The 25,275-nt window shown below is 45.0% G+C and carries 16 protein-coding genes; 1 reads left to right on the top strand and 15 read right to left on the bottom strand.

The window, feature by feature from the left end; all coding sequences use genetic code 11:
• Positions 1-9: 9 nt before the first annotated feature.
• The 10 genes from OCV81_RS10600 to ruvA form a co-directional block, all read right to left on the bottom strand.
• Complete coding sequence (locus OCV81_RS10600) at positions 10-894, bottom strand: carbohydrate kinase family protein (RefSeq protein WP_148329987.1); 885 nt, start codon at positions 892-894, stop codon at positions 10-12.
• 11 nt (positions 895-905) lie between these two features.
• Positions 906-2,066: an MFS transporter gene (locus tag OCV81_RS10595; protein ID WP_148329986.1), complete on the bottom strand. Its 1,161-nt coding sequence runs from the start codon at positions 2,064-2,066 to the stop codon at positions 906-908.
• A 45-nt stretch (positions 2,067-2,111) separates the two neighbouring features.
• Complete coding sequence (locus OCV81_RS10590) at positions 2,112-4,304, bottom strand: alpha-galactosidase (RefSeq protein WP_148329985.1); 2,193 nt, start codon at positions 4,302-4,304, stop codon at positions 2,112-2,114.
• Positions 4,305-4,329: 25 nt separating this feature from the next.
• Complete coding sequence (locus tag OCV81_RS10585) at positions 4,330-6,207, bottom strand: GH32 C-terminal domain-containing protein (RefSeq protein WP_148329984.1); 1,878 nt, start codon at positions 6,205-6,207, stop codon at positions 4,330-4,332.
• A gap of 128 nt (positions 6,208-6,335) precedes the next feature.
• The gene (locus tag OCV81_RS10580) at positions 6,336-8,681 is read right to left on the bottom strand and encodes a TonB-dependent receptor (RefSeq protein WP_148329983.1); all 2,346 of its coding nucleotides are present in this window, start codon (positions 8,679-8,681) and stop codon (positions 6,336-6,338) included.
• Between the two features lie 202 nt (positions 8,682-8,883).
• Positions 8,884-10,689, bottom strand: coding sequence for a DUF4980 domain-containing protein (locus OCV81_RS10575; RefSeq protein ID WP_148329982.1), 1,806 nt, complete (start codon positions 10,687-10,689; stop codon positions 8,884-8,886).
• 81 nt (positions 10,690-10,770) lie between these two features.
• Positions 10,771-12,510 (bottom strand): RagB/SusD family nutrient uptake outer membrane protein, encoded by a 1,740-nt coding sequence (locus OCV81_RS10570; RefSeq protein ID WP_148329981.1) that lies wholly within the window; start codon positions 12,508-12,510, stop codon positions 10,771-10,773.
• A 15-nt stretch (positions 12,511-12,525) separates the two neighbouring features.
• Positions 12,526-15,594, bottom strand: coding sequence for a SusC/RagA family TonB-linked outer membrane protein (locus OCV81_RS10565; RefSeq protein WP_394802536.1), 3,069 nt, complete (start codon positions 15,592-15,594; stop codon positions 12,526-12,528).
• 260 nt (positions 15,595-15,854) lie between these two features.
• The gene (gene lgt / locus OCV81_RS10560; protein WP_148329979.1) at positions 15,855-16,682 is read right to left on the bottom strand and encodes a prolipoprotein diacylglyceryl transferase; all 828 of its coding nucleotides are present in this window, start codon (positions 16,680-16,682) and stop codon (positions 15,855-15,857) included.
• Positions 16,683-16,755: 73 nt separating this feature from the next.
• On the bottom strand, positions 16,756-17,352 hold the full coding sequence (gene ruvA, locus OCV81_RS10555) for a Holliday junction branch migration protein RuvA (RefSeq protein WP_022354694.1): 597 nt from the start codon (positions 17,350-17,352) through the stop codon (positions 16,756-16,758).
• 170 nt (positions 17,353-17,522) lie between these two features.
• Here ruvA and OCV81_RS10550 point away from each other — a divergent pair, with 170 nt between their 5' ends.
• A complete protein-coding gene (locus OCV81_RS10550) occupies positions 17,523-18,422 on the top strand; it encodes a diaminopimelate dehydrogenase (protein WP_072541707.1) in 900 nt (299 codons plus the stop codon).
• A gap of 71 nt (positions 18,423-18,493) precedes the next feature.
• Here OCV81_RS10550 and OCV81_RS10545 read toward each other — a convergent pair whose 3' ends face one another.
• From OCV81_RS10545 to glmS, 5 genes are all read right to left on the bottom strand, one after another.
• Positions 18,494-19,339: an SDR family oxidoreductase gene (locus tag OCV81_RS10545; RefSeq protein ID WP_148329978.1), complete on the bottom strand. Its 846-nt coding sequence runs from the start codon at positions 19,337-19,339 to the stop codon at positions 18,494-18,496.
• Positions 19,340-19,341: 2 nt separating this feature from the next.
• Positions 19,342-20,565 (bottom strand): NADH:flavin oxidoreductase, encoded by a 1,224-nt coding sequence (locus OCV81_RS10540; RefSeq protein WP_148329977.1) that lies wholly within the window; start codon positions 20,563-20,565, stop codon positions 19,342-19,344.
• 13 nt (positions 20,566-20,578) lie between these two features.
• A complete protein-coding gene (locus OCV81_RS10535) occupies positions 20,579-21,346 on the bottom strand; it encodes a DUF1295 domain-containing protein (protein WP_148329976.1) in 768 nt (255 codons plus the stop codon).
• 85 nt (positions 21,347-21,431) lie between these two features.
• Positions 21,432-22,988, bottom strand: coding sequence for an ATP-binding protein (locus tag OCV81_RS10530; RefSeq protein ID WP_148329975.1), 1,557 nt, complete (start codon positions 22,986-22,988; stop codon positions 21,432-21,434).
• A gap of 310 nt (positions 22,989-23,298) precedes the next feature.
• Complete coding sequence (glmS, locus tag OCV81_RS10525) at positions 23,299-25,143, bottom strand: glutamine--fructose-6-phosphate transaminase (isomerizing) (protein ID WP_148329974.1); 1,845 nt, start codon at positions 25,141-25,143, stop codon at positions 23,299-23,301.
• Between the last annotated feature and the right edge of the window lie 132 nt (positions 25,144-25,275).

Genomic DNA, 25,275 nt, shown 5'->3' with positions numbered 1-25,275 from the left:
CTTATTATTTTACATCTTGTTTCTTAAATATAAAGGAAACTCTGGCATAGCTCCATTCTGAGTACATACAAAAGCTGAAACCTCTACAGCCAATTCGTGTGCTTCACGTACTGTTTTTCCTTTCAAAATGGAAGCCACAAACGTAGCAGTGAATGAATCCCCTGCCCCTACCGTATCTGCCACTTCTACTTTAGGAGTCTCTACAAAAGACACATTTCCAGGAGTAAACACATAACTTCCATTTACTCCACAAGTCAGAATCAACATTTTCAGATTATATTTTGCCAGCAAGATCCAACATTTATCCTGCAAATCAATGCCCGGATAGCCAAACATACGGCTGACCGTAACCAACTCTTCATCATTTATCTTCAGTACGTTGCATTTTCTAAAAGAATTACAAAGCACTTCTTTTGTATAGAAACCTTGACGGAGATTAATATCAAAAACTTTCAGAGTACCCTCCTTCGGCATGGCATCCAAGAATTTATTGATTGTTTCGCGGGAAACCACACTACGCTGAGCCAGTGAACCGAAACAAACCGCTGTAGTTTGCTTGGCTAAACCTTCCAAAGCCATCGTATACGGGATATTATCCCATGCCACTCCTTCTTTGATATCATAGCAAGGAACTCCTTCCGCATCTAATTCCACCTGTACAGTTCCTGTCGGATACGGTACACGCTCAATCATACAATGCAGATTCTTTTCATAAAAGTTTTCCAGAATTTCAGTTCCCAACTTGTCTTCTCCTACCGCACTTACCGCACGTCCGTCAAGTCCGAACTGTGATACATGATATGCAAAATTTGCTGGAGCCCCTCCAATTTTCTTTCCTTCAGGCAGCACGTCCCACAGTGCTTCTCCTATACCTACGACAATTGTATTATTCATAGTCTTATTATTTAATGTTTAATTTTCAATGTATAAAAAAGTAAATAAATCACACCAGCAGTCATGACTGCCACAGCTCCAGTCTGTCCAACCGCATCACTGGCAATTCCCATCAGAAGCGGAAAGATAGTACCGCCGAAAAGTCCCATAATCATCAGACCTGACACTTCATTCTTTTTATCCGGCATAGCCAACAGCGCTTGTGAAAAGATAATGGAAAAGACATTGGAATTTCCAAAACCAATCAAAGCAATACATATATAAATAATCATGCGTGAATCGAAGGCGAAAAGCCCAATCATGGCCAGCATCATACAAATCACACTAATCAGGAAAAAGACCTTGGAAGATACGACCCGCAGGATAAAGGCACCGGAGAAACATCCCAGTGTACGGAAAATAAAATACAGGCTCGTCGCAAATCCAGCCTCCGTCAGCGTCATACCAATACGCTCCATCAGAATTTTAGGAGCCGTAGTGTTCGTACCTACGTCAATCCCTACATGGCACATAATACCCAAGAAAGACAACAGGATAAACGGTTTACCCAATAGTTTCAAACAATCTGTAAAACCAGAAGCTTTATCCGGCTGTTCCTCGGTAATCGGAGTAGCAGAAAGCAACAGAATGGCAAAGATAGCTACCACCATGTAAATCGGGAACAGCACTCTCCATCCCAAGCCAAAAGTCGGAATGGTTTGCAAAGCCCCCCACATGGCCAAATAAGGTGCCAGGAAAGAAGCGATGGCCTTCACAAACTGACCAAAAGTCAGCGTACTGGCCAAACGATCGCCTGAGATAATATTACTCAGCAACGGATTCAGAGAAGTCTGCATCAATGCATTTCCGATTCCCAACAAGGAGAAAGCGCAAAGCATCAATCCGTAGCTATCCCCAAACATCGGAAGCAGCAGCGAGAAGAAGGTGACTACCAAACTTAACAGGACTGTTTTTTTGCGCCCGATGCGGTTCATCAACATTCCCGTAGGTACGGAAAATATCAGAAACCAGAAAAACACCAAAGAAGGAAATATATTCGCTTCGGAATCACTCAGGTTCAAATCTTCCTTCACATAATTGGACGCGATTCCCACCAGGTCTACAAATCCCATGGCAAAGAAACAAAGCATCACCGGGAAGAGTTTCGCATATTTTAATTGAGTATTTGTCATTTTCGTTCGTTTTTTAGTTTACATTCTTTTCTCTTTTTGCAGAGATTATTCAGCAGTCAACTCTATTACGTGACTTCGAGTCGGCTGAAAACCAAAGACATCCAGTCCCACCTTCATCAGATAATCGCCAGAGAAGACTTTTCCATGCTCCTTCAGTTCAGATTCTTCCGTCGGCATCAGATTGATTTCTTCCACCTTATACATTTTATTCGGATCCAGTCCCCGCACCTTCAGCTTCATCAGTTTTTCTTGGAAACGAGGGTAAATGTCATAGGTAAATACCACGCCCTTCGAACAATCCTGACTAACGTAATTCACGGCCATGTGATTGGATTCATACGGAGACACCAGACGATATTGTACACCGTCCAATATCACCGGCTGCAAACGTTTCCAGTTGGCCACAGCAAGCTGGCAATATTCCAGCTCCTCAGCTTTCAGGTCTTTCAATCCAATATCAAAACCCAATTTACACATGGAAGCCATATCCGTACGGAACTTAATAGAAGCATTCTTGTTCCAGCTAGTAACATGCGCACACATGGCCTTTGCCGGGAAGAACTGGGAGAATCCCCATTGAATATAGGCTCTTTCCACCGGATCAGTATTATCACTGCACCAGAACTCTGTGAAATATTTCAAGGCTTCGTAGTCACAGCGGGCACCGCCACCGGAACAAAGCATCATCGGCACATCCGGATAATTCTCCTTTACCCGTTTCATGACATTGTAGACGCCTCTCACATGATCAATATAAAGACGTCCCTGTCTTGTTTTCAAGTAAGAAGAATAAATATTTGTAATCGGACTGTTACAATCCCACTTAAAGTAAGCAATACCCGGATTCTCTTTCAACAGGTTGTCGATAACACCGTACACATAATCCTGCACCTGCGGATTGCTCAAGTCCAACACCAGCTGATTGCGGTAATAATAAGTGTCACGGTTCGGATAATGGATTGCCCAATCGGGATGCTTTTCGAACAATTCGCTTTGAGGATTGACCATTTCCGGTTCAATCCAAAGGCCAAACTTCACTCCTTCTTTCTGAGCAGCCTGCACCAACGCGTTAATACCACCAGGAAGCTTGTCAGCCGTAGTTTCCCAGTCTCCCAGTCCTGCGGTATCCCCGCTACGCTTGTATTTGTTTCCAAACCATCCGTCATCCAGCAGAAACATATCCACGCCGAGTTCCTTCGTTTCCCGAATCAAATCGACCAGAATATCCTCATTGAAGTCGAATCCCGTATTTTCCCAGTTGTTCAATAAGCTCAGGCGAGAACCTTTTCCGTCCTTCAGCTGATAATTACGAGCCCACTCCTGGAAATTACGGCTTCCTTCACCCGTACCTTGATGACTCAGGGTAAAGATGAACTCCGGAGTAGTGAATACCTCTCCTTTCGCCAGCTCATAATTGGAAGCATAAGGATTAACAGCTGGAATCACACGCAGGTTTCCCACGTTATCCACTTCAAATGTAAAACTGAAGTTACCTGTCCACCCCAATGTACCCATCAGGACTTCTCCCTGATTTTCTGAGGCAGGAGCATTCAGACCGACCATGAAAAAAGGTTGTGCATGCATGGCAGCACGGCTTCCCAATTTGGTATCTATCACTTTCTTTCCAAATTCCAGTTTCTGGATATTCATCTGTACTTCCTTTGCCCAGTCCCCACTGAACTCAGTCAGATAATAAGAAGGACTATTGAAATACAACATGGTCGAAGCATAACGGAACAACTGGACCGGTTTCTTTTCCTGATGTTTTATTTCACTCCAGGTCTTGATGATATTTTCCTTCTCATAAGCTACATAATGCAATGTCACGTCTACCGGATATTTGTCATCGCGCAACAAGATATCGGTCTGCGTACCTCCTTCCACACTTTTGGAAGAAGAAGACACATAATATAGCCACGTGGAAGCATTCCCGTCAGCATGGGTAATGCCTACCGCTGGTTCAAAGAAATCCTCATTTCCCGAACCGGAATAGACCTCCCATCCACGAGCAGAAACACTCGCATCCGAAGCAGGATGTACTCTCCAGTCAAGATTCGCCAAGTCAGCCTCGTGCAACAATTTCTCTCCCAGATAACTCTGATAGAGTCGTCCGTTTTCAGCCACCTGGAGTACCAAGTCCGTCTTATCCGTAGAAATGCGGATAATTTTCTTCTCGGCAGCCCCCGCATACTGAACCCCCACTAGTGCACCCAAAGCCGTCACAATAAAGTTTTTCATGGTCATGTCTGTCTCTCTTAATCGTTTACAACCCCAATTTATATATGTTCATATTCTCTACCTTGTAGTCAGCACCTTCACCGTAGAAACGCAGTGTGTTGTATGGTTTGGTAGGGAATACCAAATTTGTCATGGCAATGCGTCCGCCGTCTACAAAGATTTCAACAGAACATTTATCTACAAAAATATTCAGATGATAAGTTTTACCTTCACACAATGAAAGCGGAGCCCATGTACCCAAAGCAAAGTCATTCTTATAATTGATTGACATGGTCTTGCGGTGATCATCTGTTTCTTTTTCATGTACGGTTACCTCTCCGTAGCGTGTCAAATCCACAATACCGCTTTCTGTACGATCGGCCACCAACTTGCCAGCCTTCATATCCAGGTAGATTTTCACCTTCTCACCTTTGTCATTCAGCAACTCAAAGCCTGCCACCTGTGCCTTACCCGGAGTCACGTCCATTTCCAGTTCGTAAGCCCCGTCTGTCTGCGGCACAATTTCGTCAATCTTATATTCACCTTTTACCGTGAAGTTGTCCACCTTGCGGGTATCCTTACGCAATGCTTCAGTTTCCTTCACCACATTGGCCGCCATATAAATCTGTCCGTTCTTTGTATAAAGCGATAGTTCACGAGGCAACGCATTGGCACCACGATACTGGCGGATAGGAGTGGCATTGGCATACTGCCAGTTGCTCATCCAAGGCACAGCAATCACCCGGTCGCCTGTATTTGAGAAACATACAGTTGCATAATGATCTTTTCCGTAGTCAAGCCATTTTGTCACTTCCGGTTTGGTATCACATTTAAATTCTTTACCATCAAAGTCACCGACGAAATATTCTGTAGCACTACCGCCGAACATACATCCCGGATTGATGTTGACAATCATCACCCACTTCATCTTGTTCTTGTCACCATCCACCGGCAACTGGATAAAGTCAGGACATTCAAACTGGTTCGGCTGTACGCCATATCCTTTTCCAAAACCACTCTGATACTCCCAGTCCTTCAAATTAGAAGAAGAATAGAAACGCATCTCCTTGTCGGCAGAAACAATCATGTACCACTTCTGAGCCGGTTCATACCAGAACACCTTCGGATCACGGAAGTCTTTCAATCCGTCAAACGGAGTCAGAATCGGATTCTTCTCGTATTTTGTATAAGTGCGTCCATTATCATTGCTGTAAGCCATACACTGAATCTGTCCGTGTTCGTCACTGGCAGAAGTATAGAAAGCAATGATGGCATCTTTTCCGTAGCCTGCGCTATTATTCTTATCAACTACCGTACTTCCTGAGAAAATATGTCCCAGTGTGTCGCGTGCGATAGCCGGTTTCAGGTGATCCCAATGAACCAAATCCTTGCTGACAGAATGTCCCCAATGCATATTTCCCCATTTGGAACCATAAGGATTGTACTGGAAATACAAATGATACTCTCCATCTTTATAAACCAGACCGTTGGCATCGTTCATCCATCCGTAAAGCGGAGTATGATGATATACTGGACGGTAATAATCAGTATTTGCAGTATTAAAGGTATCCGAAAGCTGGATATGATCCCAGCAGACTGCATTAGCTGCTACTTTTCCAATTGTCACCGTAGCTTCCTTTGCGCCTGCAGGCAATTCAAACGGCACATAATATTCCACGCTGTCTACCGCCAGACGGACGTCCATCGGTGTATCAGCAGGACTACCTGTATCCAATTTCACCTTTCCTTCATTGGAAGATTCTTGAATAGGAAGCAATAAATATTTTGAAGGATTCTTTATATGTACAATAGTCAGAGTGTCTCCCTGATGCTCAAATACAAGGTCAGTCTTTTGTGATTGGCATGACCACATACCAGTCAAGAAAAACGCACCTAATGTGAGGTTAACAAAATTCTTTTTCATGATACGTTGTTTTTATTGGGATTAAAAATACGAAATATTCTTATTATTGAAATACCTAAACTGAAAACTTTTCAGACTCCGGCAGCCCGAAGGTCTGCCGGAGACATTTATAATTAGAAAAATGAATGTCAGAATTTTACCTGTGCAGAGAACTCTACCGTGAACGGGCGGATATAACTTCCGGCCATTACAGTATTCGCATATTTTCCAGCCTCATCTTTCGTTACCAATTCGGCTCCGGCAATACTACCTTTGGCACCCGTCTGGTTCAGGAAGTTAACTACGGAGCAACCCAATGACAGTTTCTTGTTCACCTGCCAGTTCAAGCCTCCGAAAGTTTCCCAACGGCCGTTGAAATAGTAAGCATCGTTGATGTTGGCATAAGTCTTGCTGAAGTAACGGAAACTTGTCCAGATTTTCAAATCCTTTGTAATCATGTAGCTCGGGTCGATTTCCACAATAACCTGCGGAATTTCTGCTACGATATTACCCGTAGCATTAATCTGACCTACGTAACCATCAGAGAACTGTACAGAAGTTTCATACTTCTTGTAAGTCGGTTTCTGATAAGTGAAGAGGAAGTGCAAATCAAATCCTTTGAACGGACGAGCTACCACGTCGGTGGTCCATCCCAATGTTTTGATATCGTAGTTCAACGGTGCTGCCAAGATTTCATTCACTCCATTCACACTGTGCTGCAAGTTCAATGTAGAGTTGTTGTTGGTCTTTGAAATGTAAGAGAACAAAGAAGTCAAGCTCAACCATTCATTGTTATAATAGATACCCGCACGTCCCAGAGGAACAGAAATCTTATCAGTGTTCGGCAATACAGCCGGAGCAAAGTTTTCCAGTTTCGGATGCTGGGTAATATAAGTGAAGTCACCGGTAAATCCGAATTCTTTTGTCAACTTATAGGTAGCAGCCGCACTCAAAGCGTAATTGAACCAGTCATATTCCATCGGAGTAGGTTCAATTTTTGTTCCGTTAGATGCTGTAGCCCCCAAGTGATAATCGGCAAAACGTCCTACAAAATTACCGTTTGCATCTTTCACTGCTGCATTGTTTCCACGAAGTGCCTGATATTCCAGACGCGCACCATAGTAAAGGTTAAACTTGTCTGTCACATCCCAGTCGTGAGTGAAATACACTGCCAGTTTATTTTCATGACCTTTATAATATTCTGATGCGTTCTTGTTAAAATCGTAATAATATCCATTGCCATCATACGAACGAGAAGTAGAAGTCGCATAATCCGGATTGTACAGACGAACCGGATAACTTCCATCGGTCGGTACAGACTGGTCGTACATGGTGGTATTAGAAGCATAATCAATGTCGTAATACCATTCGTTCAATCCCAAGCGCCATGTACCGTTCGACAACTTACGAGACAACTCCGTAGTAAACATAAACTCATCAATGAATCCACGGTTCAGACAAGACATACGGCTCTGCACATATTCACCGTTGTAAGCCTGCATACGGCCGTCTTCACCCTCATACTGATAATTGATGTTGCTGTTCGCACGCTGTGAAAGCTCCATCGGAGTCTGGTACACACAAGAACCGGTTGCATGGTCATATTTCATAATCACCTTCCACGACAGGCCGTTGTCCCAGTTATAATTGTTCATCAAAGTCACTTCACTACCCTTGTTCTGCACCGCATCATACAAATTGGTTTTCTTCAGTTCACCTGTCCGCATGTCACGGTATATCATTTCATTGTCCACCGGGAGGTAAGACGTTGTACCCAGCGCAAAAGCGCCCAACTCTCTCACACTTCCATCGCCCACATACACAAACGGAGCCGACTGGGTAGCATACATATATACCGGATGGCTGTTGCTGTAATGATACATAGCCGTAAACTCACCACGGTTCTGATTGTAACGCTTTGTCAAAGCAAACTTGTAAATCTGTGTACGATCCTGGAAAGGAGTCGATTTGATTTTAAATGTTCCCGGGTCGAAATCCTGATAAATACTTCCACTATAGAACCAATCCTTTGCAATCTCTCCATTCAAGTTCAATGAAATCTCCTGCATACCAAAATGATTGGACTTGTAATTCAGGGTTCCGTTGAAACCTTTTTCACCCAACTGGGTAAAAGAGTTGACTGCATAACCGATATTTCCTGTCGTAATGGCTGTTTCTGAGATTTTCAGCAGCCCGACATGACTCAAACTGGCATCTGCACGCCACAAAGAATTCACACTGTGAGGATTGGTAGCATAGGTTACCGGAATCCCATTTTCCAGCACATTCACATCCGCAGAGGGAAGACCTATCTGGATTTCACGAGGTCCATTCGCACTAGCAGCATTCAACATCACATTACGGTTTCCTTCTTCCTTAGAATTACCGTCATTTGAAGATTTGTTCTCTTGTGCATATCCGTTCACACAAGCCAAAGCGAGCAGCAACACTGCAGCTCCCATACGATTAGAAAACTGTTTTTTTTCGGCCTTCATAGCATTTTAATTAGCATGTTAGCATGAAAGTTGTTTTTATTTGTTTGCCGCAAAAATAGGCAATCGACTCATAGTGAGAGATAAGGAATGTTACATCCTGTGACAATATTGTTTCATGAAACAATATTGAAACAGGATGAAACATTTTTACACATCAAGGAAAATTCTCATCCAGAAGCTATTTCCACACAGAAACAGCCTGTTACTTCAGTTTATATACCCGCAAGGCCTTCACATTATAGCCGTCCTTATCCGATTCAAACACCATCTTATGATAAGGTGCGGACGGGAACACCAGGTTTGTCATCGCAAACTTTCCTTCTTCCCCAAAGGCCTCGATGCTTGAACGGTCTACAAACAGACGCAATGTCATCTCTTTTTCTGCGGTTACAGGGGCCACCGTCACTGCCGGAAAGTCACTGCTAAAGTCTACTTTTCCACTCTGGCTGCGATCCATCACAAACTGCTTGCGCGGCACATCGTAGTACATCGAAACCTTTTCACCCTTGTCGTTCAAGAGGCTGAAAGCAATCTTTGATGCACCGGCATTCTGAATCACCATTTCAATTTCATAGGCTCCTTCATTGTCTTTCAACAGGCTTGCCACTTCGTATTGTCCTGCCACCTTGAACGCAGGCACTGAAACCTTTTCGCCACGGGCCTTCTTTATCTCCGGTGAAGGAGTGCTTTTCAGATACAATTCTCCACCTTCACGATAAAGCGTCAAGTCGCGCGCAATGGTATTGGCACTGCGATATTGGCGGGTAGGCACATTGTTGGCATACTGCCAGTTGCTCATCCATCCCAATGCCACACAACGGCCGTCAGGTGCATTGTTCCAAGTGACAGTGGCATAATTGTCCTTGCCCCAATCCAACCATTTAGTCTGCGTTGGGAATTCATTCACAAACTTCTTTCCATCAAATGAACCGATAAAATACTGTGCGGCACTGCCTCCGAACGGACCACCCGGGTTCAGGTTGCAAATCAGCACCCATTTTTTCTCACGGGTACCTTCCACCGGAATCTCTACCATATCCGGACATTCCCATACGCCCCCATGCGCACCTTGCATGGCACCAAACTCACTCTCTTTCTTCCATTCCTTCAAGTTAGAAGAAGAATAGATTTCCATGTGCTGACCTACGGCCAGAATCATGCACCAGTGTTTGCCCGGTGCGTACCAGAACACTTTCGGGTCACGGAAGTCTTTCTCTGTAGAAGTCACAATCGGGTTACCTTCATATTTGGTAAAAGTCTTCCCATTATCCAGACTATATGCCATACTCTCGGCTTGTACATCGCCCCACGGAGTAGACTTGGCAGAAGTATAGAAAGCCACCACAGCTCCCTTTCCGAAACCAGCTGTATTCTCATGGTCTACCACACACGAGCCACTGAAAATAGCTCCCCATGCATCCGGCACGATGGCACAACCTTCATATTTCCAATGTGCCAAGTCGGTACTCGTGGAATGTCCCCAGTGCATGTTACCCCATACCGAACCATAAGGATTGTACTGGAAATACAAATGATAAACTCCATCTTTATAGAACATACCGTTCGGGTCGTTCATCCAGCCGTATGCCGGTGTATGATGATAAACCGGACGGAAGGTCTCTTTGTTTGTCATATCAAAGGTCTCAGCTGTCTTCAGTTCCTTCCAGCAGAGTGCATTTTCAGGAACGCCCTGAATATCAATAGAGACATGTTGACCTTTGTAAGCCGACAAGGCAAACGGAACGTATGAATCCACTCTTTCACGAGCCAGACGGACATTCATGAAAGTACCTTCCAACTCGTTATCCTTTACCACACCAATCTTACCTTCAGGTGCATCGTCCTGAATCGGAAGGAGCAAGTAATTCTCGGTCACCTCCAAAGAAATGATACTCTGCTCGTTAACCAGATGACGGACTGTCCAGGCAGCATCAGCTTGCGCCATCGGTGACAATCCTAGAAAAAGTCCCAGAAAAGCGACTTTCATCGTATATGCATACTTGTTCATAAGTTATATTATTTAATAATTAAATTGTCCTTCCTTTCCCCTTCTGCAGCCAGGAGAAGAAAAGGAAGAACAACTTTAAATTTATTCATATCCTTTATTCTGAGTGTACAATCCAGGAATGTAGAACATCTGATTGTAAGGAACAGGGAAGAATTCGTTCTTCTCAGGAGTGAAATGAGCGTCCTTGTAATACTGTCCGTAAGGCTGACCCTCATATACATCATTCTGTTCACTTTCAAAATAAGCATTCAGTGTTTCTGAGGCAATACCCCAACGACGCAAGTCAAAGAACCGTCCGTTTTCCATGGCCATTTCCAGACGACGTTCCCAACGCAGACACTTACGGGCAATTTCCTTGGTTGAAAAATAATTGTCCGGATAAAGAGCAATCTCACACTGGTCTTTTGCATAACTGATATGCTTGTCGACTGACTGTGCAGCACGATTACGGATATCATTCACAATGTCCTCTGCTTCGCTCAGTCTGTTCAATTCAATCAGCGCTTCCGCACGCATCAGCATCACGTCCGTATAGCGGAATACGTAATCATTCATTGCAAAAGCCTGCCATGAACCATTGTAAGTCTCACCCTCAGAACGTTGAGGAACTTCTTTCAGAGAAGTATAGTATCCATAAGTATTCGGCGTACGTGAATTGGCAGTAGTCATCGTATATTCAGCTTCATACTTGTAAGGGAAGGTCGGCATACCTACAGTGTGGAACAAACGCGGATCCCATTTCTGACTGGTGGGCTGACCGTTAATCGGATAATCGATTTCATTATTATAGTCATCAAACATCGGAAGACCGTTCTTGGTCTTGAAGGCGTTCACCAGATTCTGAGAAGGTTTGTGGAAATCCCATCCGCAAGACCACATCTGCCAGCAGCCATTCAGCATGTTCGACCAGTTGGCACGACCGTAAGTGGTGTTGTCGTCTTCGTAATCAGAACACTGTACGGCAAAAACAGATTCCTTGCTGTTCTTGTAGGCGGGCAAGAAGATATCACCATAATCTTCCAAATATCCATAGTCAGAAGACTTCACCTCATCCGTATAATCTATCACCTTCTGCATGTATTCAGAGTTGATATGACCTTCACCGGTAGTAGCTTCGTATCCGTCTCCCCAAGCCAAAGTCAGATAACACTTAGCCAGATAAGCCGCAGCCGCTACCTTATTGGCCCGACCGTCTTCACCCGGTTCTTTCACCGGCAACACGTCATAAGCAGCCTGGAAATCATCAATCACTTTCTGGAAAAGCTGTTCATAAGTCAAAGCTGTATTGCTGACCTTTTCATACGAATTATCTTCCACTACTTGTTCGTCAATCCAAGGAACCTGACGGAACACCGTCAGCAGTTTAAAATAGAAATGTCCACGCAAAAAACGCATTTCGGCTACACGCTGCGTTTTCACATCTTCACCCAACTGATCGCCATTGCGTTCCAGCGCAAGCAATGCACGGTTGCAACGAGAAATGGCTACATACAAACGATACCACAATTCATCCATCTCACCAGGAGTAGTGGGAGTCAGCGTAGTCCATATATCAAAGGCATGATAACCTGTATCCGTAGTTCCTGAACCACCTTTCAGACAGTCGTCCGAACTCACATCGCCATAAGGGAACAAGTTGAACGGATAAGTATACCAACAGTCGCCCAACATAGCGTAAGCCGCATTTACCATTTTCTCCGGATCAGAGAAGGCTTTATCTTCGTCTACCACTGCCGTCGGAGTATAATTCAAGAAATCTTCACAGCTACTCAATGACAAACCCAGTGCACAAGCTGCCAGCAATATATATTTTTTCATCATATTCATTATTTTAAATTAGAAACCAATTTGTAAACCAAATGATACAGAAGTTGCAAGCGGGTAATTCCAGTTCGGGTTTTCCGGGTCCGGACAAGTCAGACTCTTGCTCTTGATAGTCAGCAGGTTTTGACCTGACACGTAGATTCTGGCACTAGACATCTTAAACTTAGACAAGAAAGAAGCAGGCACTGTGTATCCAAATTGGAGGGTACGCAATTTCATATACGATCCATTCTCTACATAGTAGCTGGAAGCTCTACCTTCATCTGCGGTGTTATTGGTCGTCAAAGCCGGAATCGTAGAACTTGTGTTGTTGGTATTCCAAGCACCCAGCAAACGGGTTCCTTTGTTAGATCCAGCATCTACAATGCTCCAGAAGTCTGTCTGTGCTTTCTGGTTGTTGTACACATCTTGGTCGCAAACACCTTGCCAGAACATAGTCAAATCGAAGTTCTTGTAGTTCAATGCGATATTCAAACCATAAGAGAAAGCAGGAACCGGATTATAAATCCACTCCTGGTCATCTTGAGTAATGATGCCGTTTCCATCTACATCTTTATATTTCAAACCACCTACACGGGCATTAGCTTGTCCGGATTTGTCTACTTCTTCCTGCGTCTGAAACAAGCCTTCTACGATATAACCTACTGAAGAACCATAAGGCATGCCAGACTGTACCAGGTTTTCTCTAGATGTGTGGGCATAAGCTCCGGTAGTAGTCGACGGCAGATAAGTAACCTTGTTACGGAAGAAGTCTACATTGGCACTGATGTCCAATCCCAGTCCACAAGCCAGTGACTTACGGTATCCTACATTGAATTCCATACCCCAGTTGCGCAAAGAAGGACCGTTCAACCAAGAATTACCACCTTCACCAATGGCACCCAGATAAGCCGGATTGATCAACATGTCACCTACATTCTTCACATATCCATCGATTGTACCATACAAACTGCCGTTCAAGAGCGTAAAGTCGGTACCTACATTATACTGTGTAGCCGATTCCCATTTCAAGTTAGGATTGGCAAGCTGAGTAGCACGATATCCTGAAGGGAAAGTACCTGAACCCTGAAGATACAAGTCGTATGCGGTAGAAGTCACACGGTCCAATCCGTAATCCACTACATACAGACCAAACTGTGCATTGTTATCAATTGCCTGGTTACCAGTCTGTCCCCAAGACAATCTCACTTTCCAGTCATCCATCCAACTTGCTTTGATCCATTTAGACACACGCAAACCCAATGTAGCTGCCGGGAAAGTACCCCAGCGATGACCTTTACCAAAACGAGAAGAACCATCTTGACGAATCGTAAATGAAGCCAAAACCAAATCATCAAAGTTATAGTCAATCTTACCAAAGAAAGAAGCCAGACGATAACCCACCTTCGCGCCTGTATTCTTCATCACACCTGTAGCAGCATTCGGCCACATATAATCTACATCTTCCAATGCATAGCCTTCTGAATAAGCGCCGAATTCAAGTGAACTCTGCTTTGACAATTCAGATCCCAGCAAAACATTGAAATTATGTTTCTTTGCCACATTGAAATTGTAGGTGATGGTATTCGACCATGTCCAGTTCACTTCATTCTTATTTGTCAATGTAGTCTTCGCGATGTCATTGTTGACAATATCAGAATGGTAAGTATGCGTCATCGAGTTAATAAGCGAGTTATACGTATCAATACCGAAATTAGAACGGAATACAAAACCTTTGAAAGGCTTGATATCGATATATCCGTTACCAAACAAACGCCAATAATCCAAATGATTGTCTTTGTTGTGATACAGTTCACGCAACGGATTCTGACGGTCGCTCATACCGCCCACCGGACCAGCAAAAGTAGTACCATCTTCTTCATATATCGGTACGGTTGGAGCCATCTTCAATGCATTTTCCATCGGGGCACAATCCACCTGGCTTGAATAAGTCACGGTGAAGTTTTCACCGATAGTAATATACTTGTTCACATTGTATGAAGAATTCATACGGGCAGAGATATTCTCAAAATCCGTATATTTCAAGATACCGTTGTTCTTTTTGTAACCCAATGAGAACATGGTAGAATGTTTGTCATTCGCATGCGAAAGAGAAATGTCATAATTCTGGGAAAAACCAACTCTTGAAATTTCATCCAACCAGTCTGTATCAGAATAACGCATCGTCTTCTTGCTGTTGATGTATCCGTCATACAATCCGTTGACCGTATAATTCACATACTGGCTGGTACTTGGATTCCACACCGTAATCGGAGTACCAGAAGCAGCATTCAAGTCCAACCCATAATTGCTGGCATACGCCACCGGATCCAATCCGTCATTCAATGCGGCCTGTGCCATGGCTGTAGCGTATTCCGATGAATTACAAACATTCATCAATGACTGAGAAGAATAGAACTGAGCAGTCAGGTTGGCAGAGAAATCGACTTTCACCTTGTCTGCCTTCTTACCTTTCTTAGTAGTAATGATGATTACACCATTCGAAGCTCGTGAACCATAGATAGAAGCGGAAGCCGCATCCTTCAACACCTGCATACTCTCAATATCATTGGCGTTCAATGAATTCAGAGACATGTTGGTAGGCACACCATCAATCACATAAAGCGGATCCTGAGAAGAATTAAAAGAACCGATACCACGAATACGTACCGTAGCTGTACCACTCGGAGAACCGTTGGTCGTAACTGTCATACCAGCCACTTTTCCTTGCAAAGCTTTCATCGGGTCTGGGTCTGGAGCTGTCTTCAACGCATCAGTAGAAACCACAGCCACAGAACCGGTCAAATCAGCCTTACGCTGGGTGGTATAACCTGTTACCACTACTTCCTGCAACATTTCAGCGTCTTCTTCCAGCACGACTTTCATCACACTGCTGGCTTTTAAGGTTTGAGTTTTAAAACCTACATAAGAAATAGCGATTTCAGCACCTTGCTTTACCGATAAAGAAAACTTTCCGTCGAAATCAGTAATCGTACCATTTGTCGTACCCTTTTCCAGTACAGTAGCTCCAATAATAGGCTCTCCATCAGACTTTGAAATTACAGTCCCCTCGACCTGCAAACTTTGCGCTTGCAATACCATACACACCATTGAGAACAGGAGTGTAAATAAGAATGCTCGTTTATTGCTTTTCATTTACGCATAAGATTAAGTTAAACATAAGATTGTTCTCTCACCGTTTTCAAAACGGCATTGCAAATGTACCCCTCCACTCCCAAAAGGTATATAAAAAATGTTTCATCCTCGAACAATTATGTTACATGAAACATAGTTGTTCAAAGATGAAACATTCGTACGATAAGTTCACTTTCTAATAGGAAGTCACTTATTATCAGATATTATCAAAAGGCTTCTTTCCGCTTCTTGCTTGTCGCTATCAGATAAATGCCCAACAGAATCAAAGGCACGCTCAACCATTGCCCGATGTTCAAGGTCATGCCCACTTCTTCGGCCACCTGAGGATTTTTCATAAATTCCAAACCAAACCGGGCTCCGAAAAATATCAGCAAGGCCACTCCTGTAATCAGTCCTACCCGTTTTCCCAGATGATACTTGTGGTACATCACCCATGACGCAATCAAAGCTACCAGGCAATACAGCATCTCATAAATTTGGGTAGGATGACAGGCCTGTGCCACTCCGTTCTGGTTATACAGTTCCTGCCATTCGCGTGAACGTACAAATTCAAATCCCCATGGCAAAGTAGTCGGGAAACCGAAAATTTCGGAATTCATCAAATTACCGAAACGGATGCATATACAAACCACCGCTACTGCCGGAATCAGACGGTCGAACAGCCACCATACACTTTTCTTCGTGACAGTCTTGGAATACCAAATCAGGGCCAATATCAAAGCAAAGACGCCTCCATGGCTCGCCAATCCCCCTTTCCATATTTTCAAAATCTCAATGGGGTGCGCTCCATAATAATCCCACTCATAAAAAAGACAATGTCCTAAACGGGCTCCTATTACACTGCTGACGATGCAGTACATAAACAGTTTGTCGGCCCAATTATCCGGACAGCCTTCTTTCTTCAACATACGGGACCCTATTTCGTAGGCCAGGATAAATCCCAAACCCCACATCAAACCGTACCAACGGATTTCGAGCGATCCCAAATGGACCAACACCGGGTCCACATCCCATACAATGCTCGCAAATGTCATTTCTTTCAGTCTTTAATTAATAGAACTCCACAAAGGAACAAAAAAAATAAATACGTGCAAACAAAGACTACTGTTAAAGCCGTTTCAAGGCCAATTTGATGACTTTTTCCACCGGCGCCTCCGGTTCCTCCTTGAGAATCTGGGCAGTCACCTTCTGCGACGGAGCCTGGGCAAATCCCAACATGGTCAAAGCCGCCACTGCCTCCTCATATACTTCCGAATGGGCAGCCATTGCCACCGACTTCACGGTAGCCGCACTCTCGATGCCTGTCACGGCAATCTTATCCTTCAATTCCACAATGATGCGCTGTGCGGTCTTCAGGCCGATACCTTTCACGGTCTTCAGCAACTTGTCGTTTCCACTGCCGATGACATTGCACAGTTCCGAAGGAGAAAGTGCGGAAAGAATCATACGAGCCGTATTTCCTCCAATGCCCGACACACTGATGAGCAGCAAGAACAACTCCCTTTCCTGGCGAGTGGCAAACCCGTACAACACGTACGCATCCTCCCGGATTGCTTCGTAAATATAAAGTTTGACCTCTTTCTTACCCTGTACCGCCGAAAACGTATTCAACGACACATTAATTCCGTATCCCAGTCCGTGACAATCCACTACCACCCAAGCCGGAGTGGCCTCCACAAGTTCTCCTTTGATATATTCAATCATGTTTTTCTAACAATTTATAAAATGGAGAACAAAAATAATGATAAGAAAGTTATAAATTGTAAGTTCCACGAGTTTTTTTGGAAATTCTCCCATTTTCAGCTTGTTTGGAATGATTCTAATTCTGTATTTTTGCAAGACAATCAACGAAACAACCTAAACATATAAGAAATATGAAGAAAATAAGAGCAGCCGTAGTGGGTTACGGAAACATTGGGAAATTTACCTTGGAAGCCCTTGAAGCAGCTTCCGATTTTGAAGTAGCAGGTGTAGTACGTCGTCATGGAGCAGAAAACAAACCTGCTGAACTGGCCGACTATCCAGTAGTAAAGGATATCCGCGAACTGAAGGATGTAGACGTAGCCATCTTAGCTACCCCGACCCGCAGCGTAGAAGCTTACGCCAAAGAAATCCTGGCATTAGGCATCAACACCGTAGACAGTTTTGACATCCATACGCAGATTACCAGCCTGCGCCGCACACTGGACGAAACTGCCAAGGCACACAACGCCGTTTCTATCATCTCTGCCGGATGGGATCCGGGAAGCGACTCTGTAGTTCGCACATTGCTGGAAGCCATCGCTCCGAAAGGTATCACTTACACCAATTTCGGTCCGGGCCGCAGCATGGGACACTCTGTAGCCGTTCGTGCCATCGAAGGAGTGAAAGACGCCTTGTCTATGACTATTCCGGTAGGTACAGGTATTCACCGCCGTATGGTGTATGTAGAACTGGAAGAAGGAGCTGATTTCAAAACCGTAGAAGCGGCCATCAAAGCCGACCCATATTTTGTAAACGATGAGACACACGTCATCCAGGTGCCTTGTGTAGACGACCTGAACGATGTAGGCCATGGCGTAAACCTGGTACGTAAAGGTGTATCCGGAAAAACTCACAACCAGCTGTTTGAGTTCGACATGAAAATCAACAATCCGGCCCTGACTGCTCAGGTACTGGTTTGCGTTGCCCGTGCTTCCATGAAACAGCAGCCGGGATGCTATACCATGATTGAAATTCCGGTAATCGACCTGTTGGCCGGCGACCGTGAAGAACTGATTGCGCATCTGGTATAATACAATACATCTCTATATCGCAACGGGCCGACTCCTCCGCATGAGGTGCCGGCCCGTTTCTTTTATATCATCTACAGCCATTTCCGGACAATCTCTTCCGTACGGTCCCACAGTTCCTTTTGTTGCACATGAGGAAGATATTTCTTCGACAGCCGCACCGGATGTCCACTGGCATTCAATGTACCTGTCCGCTTCCCTGCTTCTTCATCCAATAAAAGCCCCACTGCCGTAGCAGCTCCCTGGCGGGGTGTCCGGATAAAAGGACGGAAAAAGATATCCGTCAGCGGGTCAAACCATAAATGCATAGTGATGATGTCGGTCGACACAATCCCTGGATCGGCTGCATTGACCACAATTCCCTTCTCCTTCACACGGTCGGCCAGTTCCAGCGTGAACAAAGTCAATGCCAGTTTGGTATTGCTGTACACTGGAATACGCCAGAAACTTCCTTTCTTTCCCTGGTAGAAAAAATCCGGGAAATCCAACCGGCCAACGGCATACGTACACGATACCATGTTTACCACCCGGCTTCCCTCTCCCATCAACGGAAGCAGTTTGCGCGTCAACAGATAAGGCCCTACGTAATTCACGCTCACCGTACGTTCCAATCCATCTTCCGTGTAGTGCCGTCCGGTTTCCATCGTTCCCGCATTGTTCATTAACAGGGTCAGCTTTTCTCCACGGGCACAAGTCTTGTCCGCAAAAGCGGCCACGGAAGCCAGCGAAGCCAAGTCGGTAAATTCCACTTCAATATCCGGATTCCCCGTATCCTTTATCAACTGTGCTTTCTTCCTCTCTGCCTTCTCCAGGTTACAGCACGCCATCACCACCCGATAACCGGCCAATGCCACTGCCCGGGTGATTTCCGTTCCCATTCCCCCGTCGGCCCCCGTAATTACTGCCAGCTTCCGTTCCATTTTCATCCTTTGCTTTCAATCCGTTCAATTTCTTTTTTCAGACAAGGAGGCAGTTCTTCCTTCAGTCGCTGATGACAAGCCATGTCCAAGGTGTACATACGGGCAATGCAATAATTACTGTGACGGCAATTGCACCGTGCATCCTCTTCCCGCCGCATACGGTTCACGAAATCCGGTTCATTGAGCAAGGCACGTCCCATCTGCACTGCCTCAAATCCAAGATTCAATACCTCGTCTATTTTCTTTCGGGCCACCAGTCCTCCTACATACACCAGCGGCATATCCAGCGCCTCACGAAACTTCAAGGCATCTTCCAGAAAATACGCCTCACGGAAAGGTACGGAAGGAATCATATATTTTCCCACCAGCCGCACTCCGTATTTCAGCCACCAGCAAGTCATATAATACGTCATGGTACGGATGGGCATCTCTCCGCGCATCACGTACATCGGTGCCTTACTGACGAATCCGCCACTCAACACCAGTGCATGTGCCCCCAGTTCCTGCAACTTTCGCGCCACCTGCAAGGACTCATCCAGTTCCATGCCTCCACGGAACCCGTCGCGCATGTTCATCTTGACCAATACCGCCATATCACTTCCGGCTACTTTCATCACTTCCTCCATCACCATTTCCATGAAACGCATCCGATTCTCCAGCGAACCTCCGAACTCATCCTTCCGGTGATTGGTAGCAAGCGAAAGAAACTGGCTGATGAGATAGCCATGTCCGGCATGAATTTCTACGGCATCAAAGCCGGCTTCCCGTGCCAGACACACCGCCTGCCCGTAAGCCTTGGCCATCTCCGGCAATTCATCGGCCCGAAGCCCACGCACAAAGGTGGGGGAATACAAATTGAATCCACTGCTAGCCCCTACCGGCAGACAGCCGCAAATGCTTTTGTGCGACATGTTACCGCAATGGCCCAGCTGGATACTTGCCGCTGCCCCTTCGGCATGTACGGCATCCGTCAGCCTGCGCAATCCGGGCACAATCTCCGGCCTCATCCACAACTGCCTGTCGAACGAAAGTCCGCTGCGGGTCACGGCGGCATACGCCACCGTCGTCATCCCCACCCCTCCGGCAGCTACCGAACGGTGATAGTCCAACAGTTGCTCCGAAGGCACATTTCCCGGACACATGCTTTCGAATGCCGCCGACCGGATGGTGCGGTTACGCAATGTCAGCGGTCCCAAAGTAACCGACGTAAATAAAAGTGAATCCATCTTTCCTCCTTTCCTAATATATATAAGGTATAATTCTCTTCCGATTACCGACTGCCTGTCGACCGAACTCCTCACAGTAGCGTTTATAAATGGCATCGGCACGAGGTACCAGATTGGCTGCCGTCCACCAGACAAACACCCAAGCCGCAGGCGAGGCGGTCAGCAAAGCAAAACCTGTCCATTCTACCAGTTCCCCGAAATAATTGGCCGAAGTCACATAACGGTAAAAACCTTTCTCCGGCAAATAATGCCGCGTATCGCCCGGCTTGCGCAGGTTTCGAATCACATGGTCTGCCTGCCAATTAATCCCCATTCCTACTACAAATAAGAGGATTCCCAGCCACGGTAAAGGATGCGACCAATAAGTTGCCGGTTCATACTTTCCCGGCAGTGCACAACTGAAAAAACTGGCTGAAAGCAACGTCCCATTGATTACATTGAAAAGTATTCCCACCGCCATGATAGCCAATGGCATCCGACTCTTCCCTTTCATCAGCAACGGGAAAACAAATGAACGTTGAAAATAATGCAGCAAAAACAAGCCCACGAACACGGCTTGCGGCGTATATAAACTGACTTCCCCCTTCCAGGCTCCTATCCCCATCACTAGAAATGCCGGGGCCTCCATACATACCCAGCCAACTTTGTTGGGAACAGACCATCCCCATGAGCGGGTACGGAACATGCCGTAACCGGCTTTCACGAAATACAGTGACACAAAGACGACTACTGCCAATGCGGACATGCCGTAGAGTAACAGTTGATAAGTTTCGTAATTCATAGCGTGCGATTTTGACCTTGAAGATAAAGAAAATATCTATACACCAAAGAAGAATTCTATTTCCTTCTTACTTATCAACCACTAATTATGAATTACTTACGGCTTTCCAGGCTTCAATTCCTCGAATCTGATTACTGAAATTTATCCCAATCTTATACAGTTTACGCGAATCAGACGCAAACGGAAGGGCATAATTCTTTTCTTCTATCTGACGTATTGCCTCCTCAGCCGTACCTTCCAATTTAAATTCCATCACATAAATATAGTTATCAGTCTTCAGGACCAAATCAATGCGTCCCTGCGAAGTATGATATTCCACCTGTGTATAAAAGCCCAACAATTTGAATACAATAAAAAGTACATTCTGATAATGCAGTTCCAAATCACGTGTCATTTCATAGGGTATATCCGCAAAGAAACTCTGCAAGCGATGCATAAAGCCCTCAATATTTCCCTCACGTACTTCTTTCACAAAACTCATCAATTCAAAGGCCGTATTCCCCGAATCCAAATGCGCGTAACAAGGAAGCAAAAACTTGGTAAAACCCTCTTCCACTTCCTTATTTGGAAATCCCAATTCATATACTTGAAATTCTCGATTATACCCTTTTATAGTCAAATACCCACTTTGATACAAATAAGGGACCGGGTTATTGCTCATTGAATTTATTCCTTGCAGGGAATCAGCCATCGCTACTTCGCCTGTCAGACGCTGTAAATTATATCGGCTTTCTTTTAACATTGTGACCAAAAAAGTCGGTGTACCCGTTTCAAACCAATAACTGCCAAATTCTCTGTTTGCAAATGTATTAAGCAAACTAAAAGGATTATAAATATCCGCTCCATTTGGAGTAAAATGATACCCATCATACCATTCCTTCAACCTCTTATAAGTATCTTCCAACTGTACTCCTCCGGCTTCTGCCAAAGCCTCTACATCAGGCACAAAGTCTCGATAAAGTTCCTCCTCCGAAATACCGCAGATATTTTCATATTCACGCAGCATGGAAATATCCCTCAAATTATTCAGGTCGCTGAACACGCTTACCTTATTAAATTTAGTCACCCCTGTAAGCAATGCGAATCGAATGTACTGGTCACAACTCTTCAGGACTCCATAAAAAGCCTTTAAGGTATTTCTATATTCTGTCTGAAGCACCTCATTCCCAATAGTTTGCAACAAAGGCTTGTCATATTCATCCACCAAAATTGCGACCTTGCATCCCATTGTCTCCGAAGCGCGACGTATCACTCCCTGAAAGCGCAAAGAAGGCGAAGTTTCCGAATCCTCCTTTCCATACAATTTTTCCCACCGGGTAAGAGCCATATTCAGCATATTCGCCAAATCTTGCACAGATTCGTATTTCTGGGCATTCAAATCCAAATGAAACACTGGATATTTCATCCATTCTCGCTCCAATCGCCCGATAGAAAGTCCTTCAAACAACTCCTTCTTTCCCTGAAAATAAGCTTCCAAAGTAGAAATCAGCAGACTCTTTCCAAACCGACGTGGACGGCTCAGAAAATAATAGTTTCCTCCCGTTATCAGCCGATAAATCCATGCGGTCTTGTCCACATAAACATATCCTCCTTCACGGATCTTTTCAAAACTTTGAATACCAATTGGATAAAGTCTGCTCATATTGTAGTCATTTACTCGTTTATGTACAAAAATAAGGATTTACTTTGATTTTTCATTCAGGGAAAACCAAAATCTGTCATGACCATTTACCATAAATTCCAAACGAACAAGTCCTCATATCTATTTTCTTTTCTCCTTACATCTTCTTTCAAACTCACCAATATATTCTCTGTCCCGCAGTTTGGAATTTGTATTCCACACTGTGAAATATATATCCCACACTGTGGTTTTTGTATTTCACAGTGTGGGACAGAGAATTTATCCTTGCATTTTAGATTTAATGCAAAGAGTTTCAAGAAAATAGATGTAATTATTCTACCGTAACCGATTTGGCCAGATTTCGAGGCTGATCCACATCCATTCCACGGCACACGGCAATGTGATAGGCCAGCAACTGCAAAGGAATGGAAGTGATGAGCGGATCCAAGCATTCCAACGTAGCCGGCAGTTCGATGCTGTAATCGGCCAAGTTGCGGATCACGGTATCCCCTTCGGTGACTACAGCCACGACTCTCCCCTTACGGGCCTTGATTTCCTGGATGTTGCTCAGCACTTTTTCGTATAAAGGTGACTGTGTGGCTACAATAACCACAGGCATCTCAGCATCAATCAAGGCAATAGGACCGTGCTTCATCTCGGCTGCCGGATAGCCTTCGGCATGGATATAGGAAATTTCCTTCAGCTTCAAGGCCCCTTCCAAGGCTACCGGAAAAGCATAGCCCCGGCCTAAATAAATGAAATTACGGGCATAAGTAAACATTTTCGAGAAGTTGGCGATAAAAGGGTTCTGCTTCAGCACTTTCCGCATCTTATCTGGAATACCAACCAGTTCTTTCACCACCCGATGGTATTCTGCTTCTGGAAGCGTACCTTTTTCACGGCCTAAAGCCAAGGCCAGCAAAGTAAGCACCGTCACCTGCCCGGTGAAAGCCTTGGTGGAAGCCACCCCAATTTCAGGCCCCACATGGATGTAGGAACCGGTATCCGTGGCACGGGCAATAGAGGAACCGATGACGTTGCAAATACCGTAGATAAAGGCTCCTCGCGACTTGGCCAGTTCAATGGCAGCCAGCGTATCGGCCGTTTCTCCACTCTGGGAAATGGCAATTACGACATCATCCGGATGAATCACCGGATTACGGTAACGAAACTCAGAGGCATATTCCACTTCCACCGGAATGCGGCAGAAACTCTCAAGCAACTGTTTTCCAATCAGGCCGGCATGCCAGGAAGTACCGCAAGCCACGATAATGAACCGACTGGTCCGGAGCAAACGTTCCTTGTGTTTCGTAACGGCAGAAAGCGTCACCGTACAAGTATCTGCGTTTACCCGACCACGCATGCAGTCGCTGATGCAATCAGGCTGGTCGAAAATCTCTTTCAACATGAAATGAGGAAAACCTCCTTTTTCCAACTGACCGATGTTCATCGCTACTGTCTGAGCTTCGTGAGGACATTCCACATTGTTCAGGTCGACAATCTTCAGTGGTTCACCGGCCCGCAGAACGGCTATTTCTTCATCGGAAAGATACACCACCTGGTCGGTATAAGCCACCATCGGAGTGGCATCGGAAGCCAAGAAAAATTCATCCTTTCCCACTCCGACGACCAATGGACTGCTCTTGCGGGCCGCAATAATCTCTTCGGGATGCTTGCGGTCGACCACGGCAATGGCGTAGGCCCCGATGACTTCACGCAAAGCCAACTGTACCGCAGTCAACAAATCCAAGTTGCCCTGCTGCTGGATATAGCCAATCAACTGCACCAGCACCTCGGTATCGGTACTGCTCTTAAAAATACAACCTTTGGACTGCAATTTTTCTTTCAACACGGCATAGTTTTCGATAATTCCGTTATGCACCAAAGCCAAATCGCCGTTCTGACTACAATGCGGATGGGCATTCACCGTACTGGGTTCGCCGTGGGTGGCCCATCGCGTATGAGCAATTCCCACACATCCGGACACATCCTGTCCCTCTGCCGTCCGTTCCAAATCGGCCACTTTTCCTACGGATTTATACACATTCAACTGATGAGTCTCGCTCATCAAGGCCACTCCTGCACTGTCGTATCCACGATACTCCAAGCGCTTCAGGCCTTCTACCAATATCGGCCAAGCTTTCCGCTTCCCGATATATCCTACAATTCCACACATAGTAATTTTAACCTTAATATTATAGAAATCAACCAAATCTACTTGCGAATTTACAATTTTCAACAAAAAAGTCTGATATTCATGGCATTTTTTCTAGCAAAGTCTCGATTTTTATATTAATTTAGAGCCAAA

It is taken from the genome of Phocaeicola fibrisolvens, from assembly GCF_025567125.1.
GTDB lineage: Bacteria > Bacteroidota > Bacteroidia > Bacteroidales > Bacteroidaceae > Phocaeicola > Phocaeicola fibrisolvens.
This window is presented reverse-complemented; position numbering and strand designations above follow the sequence as displayed.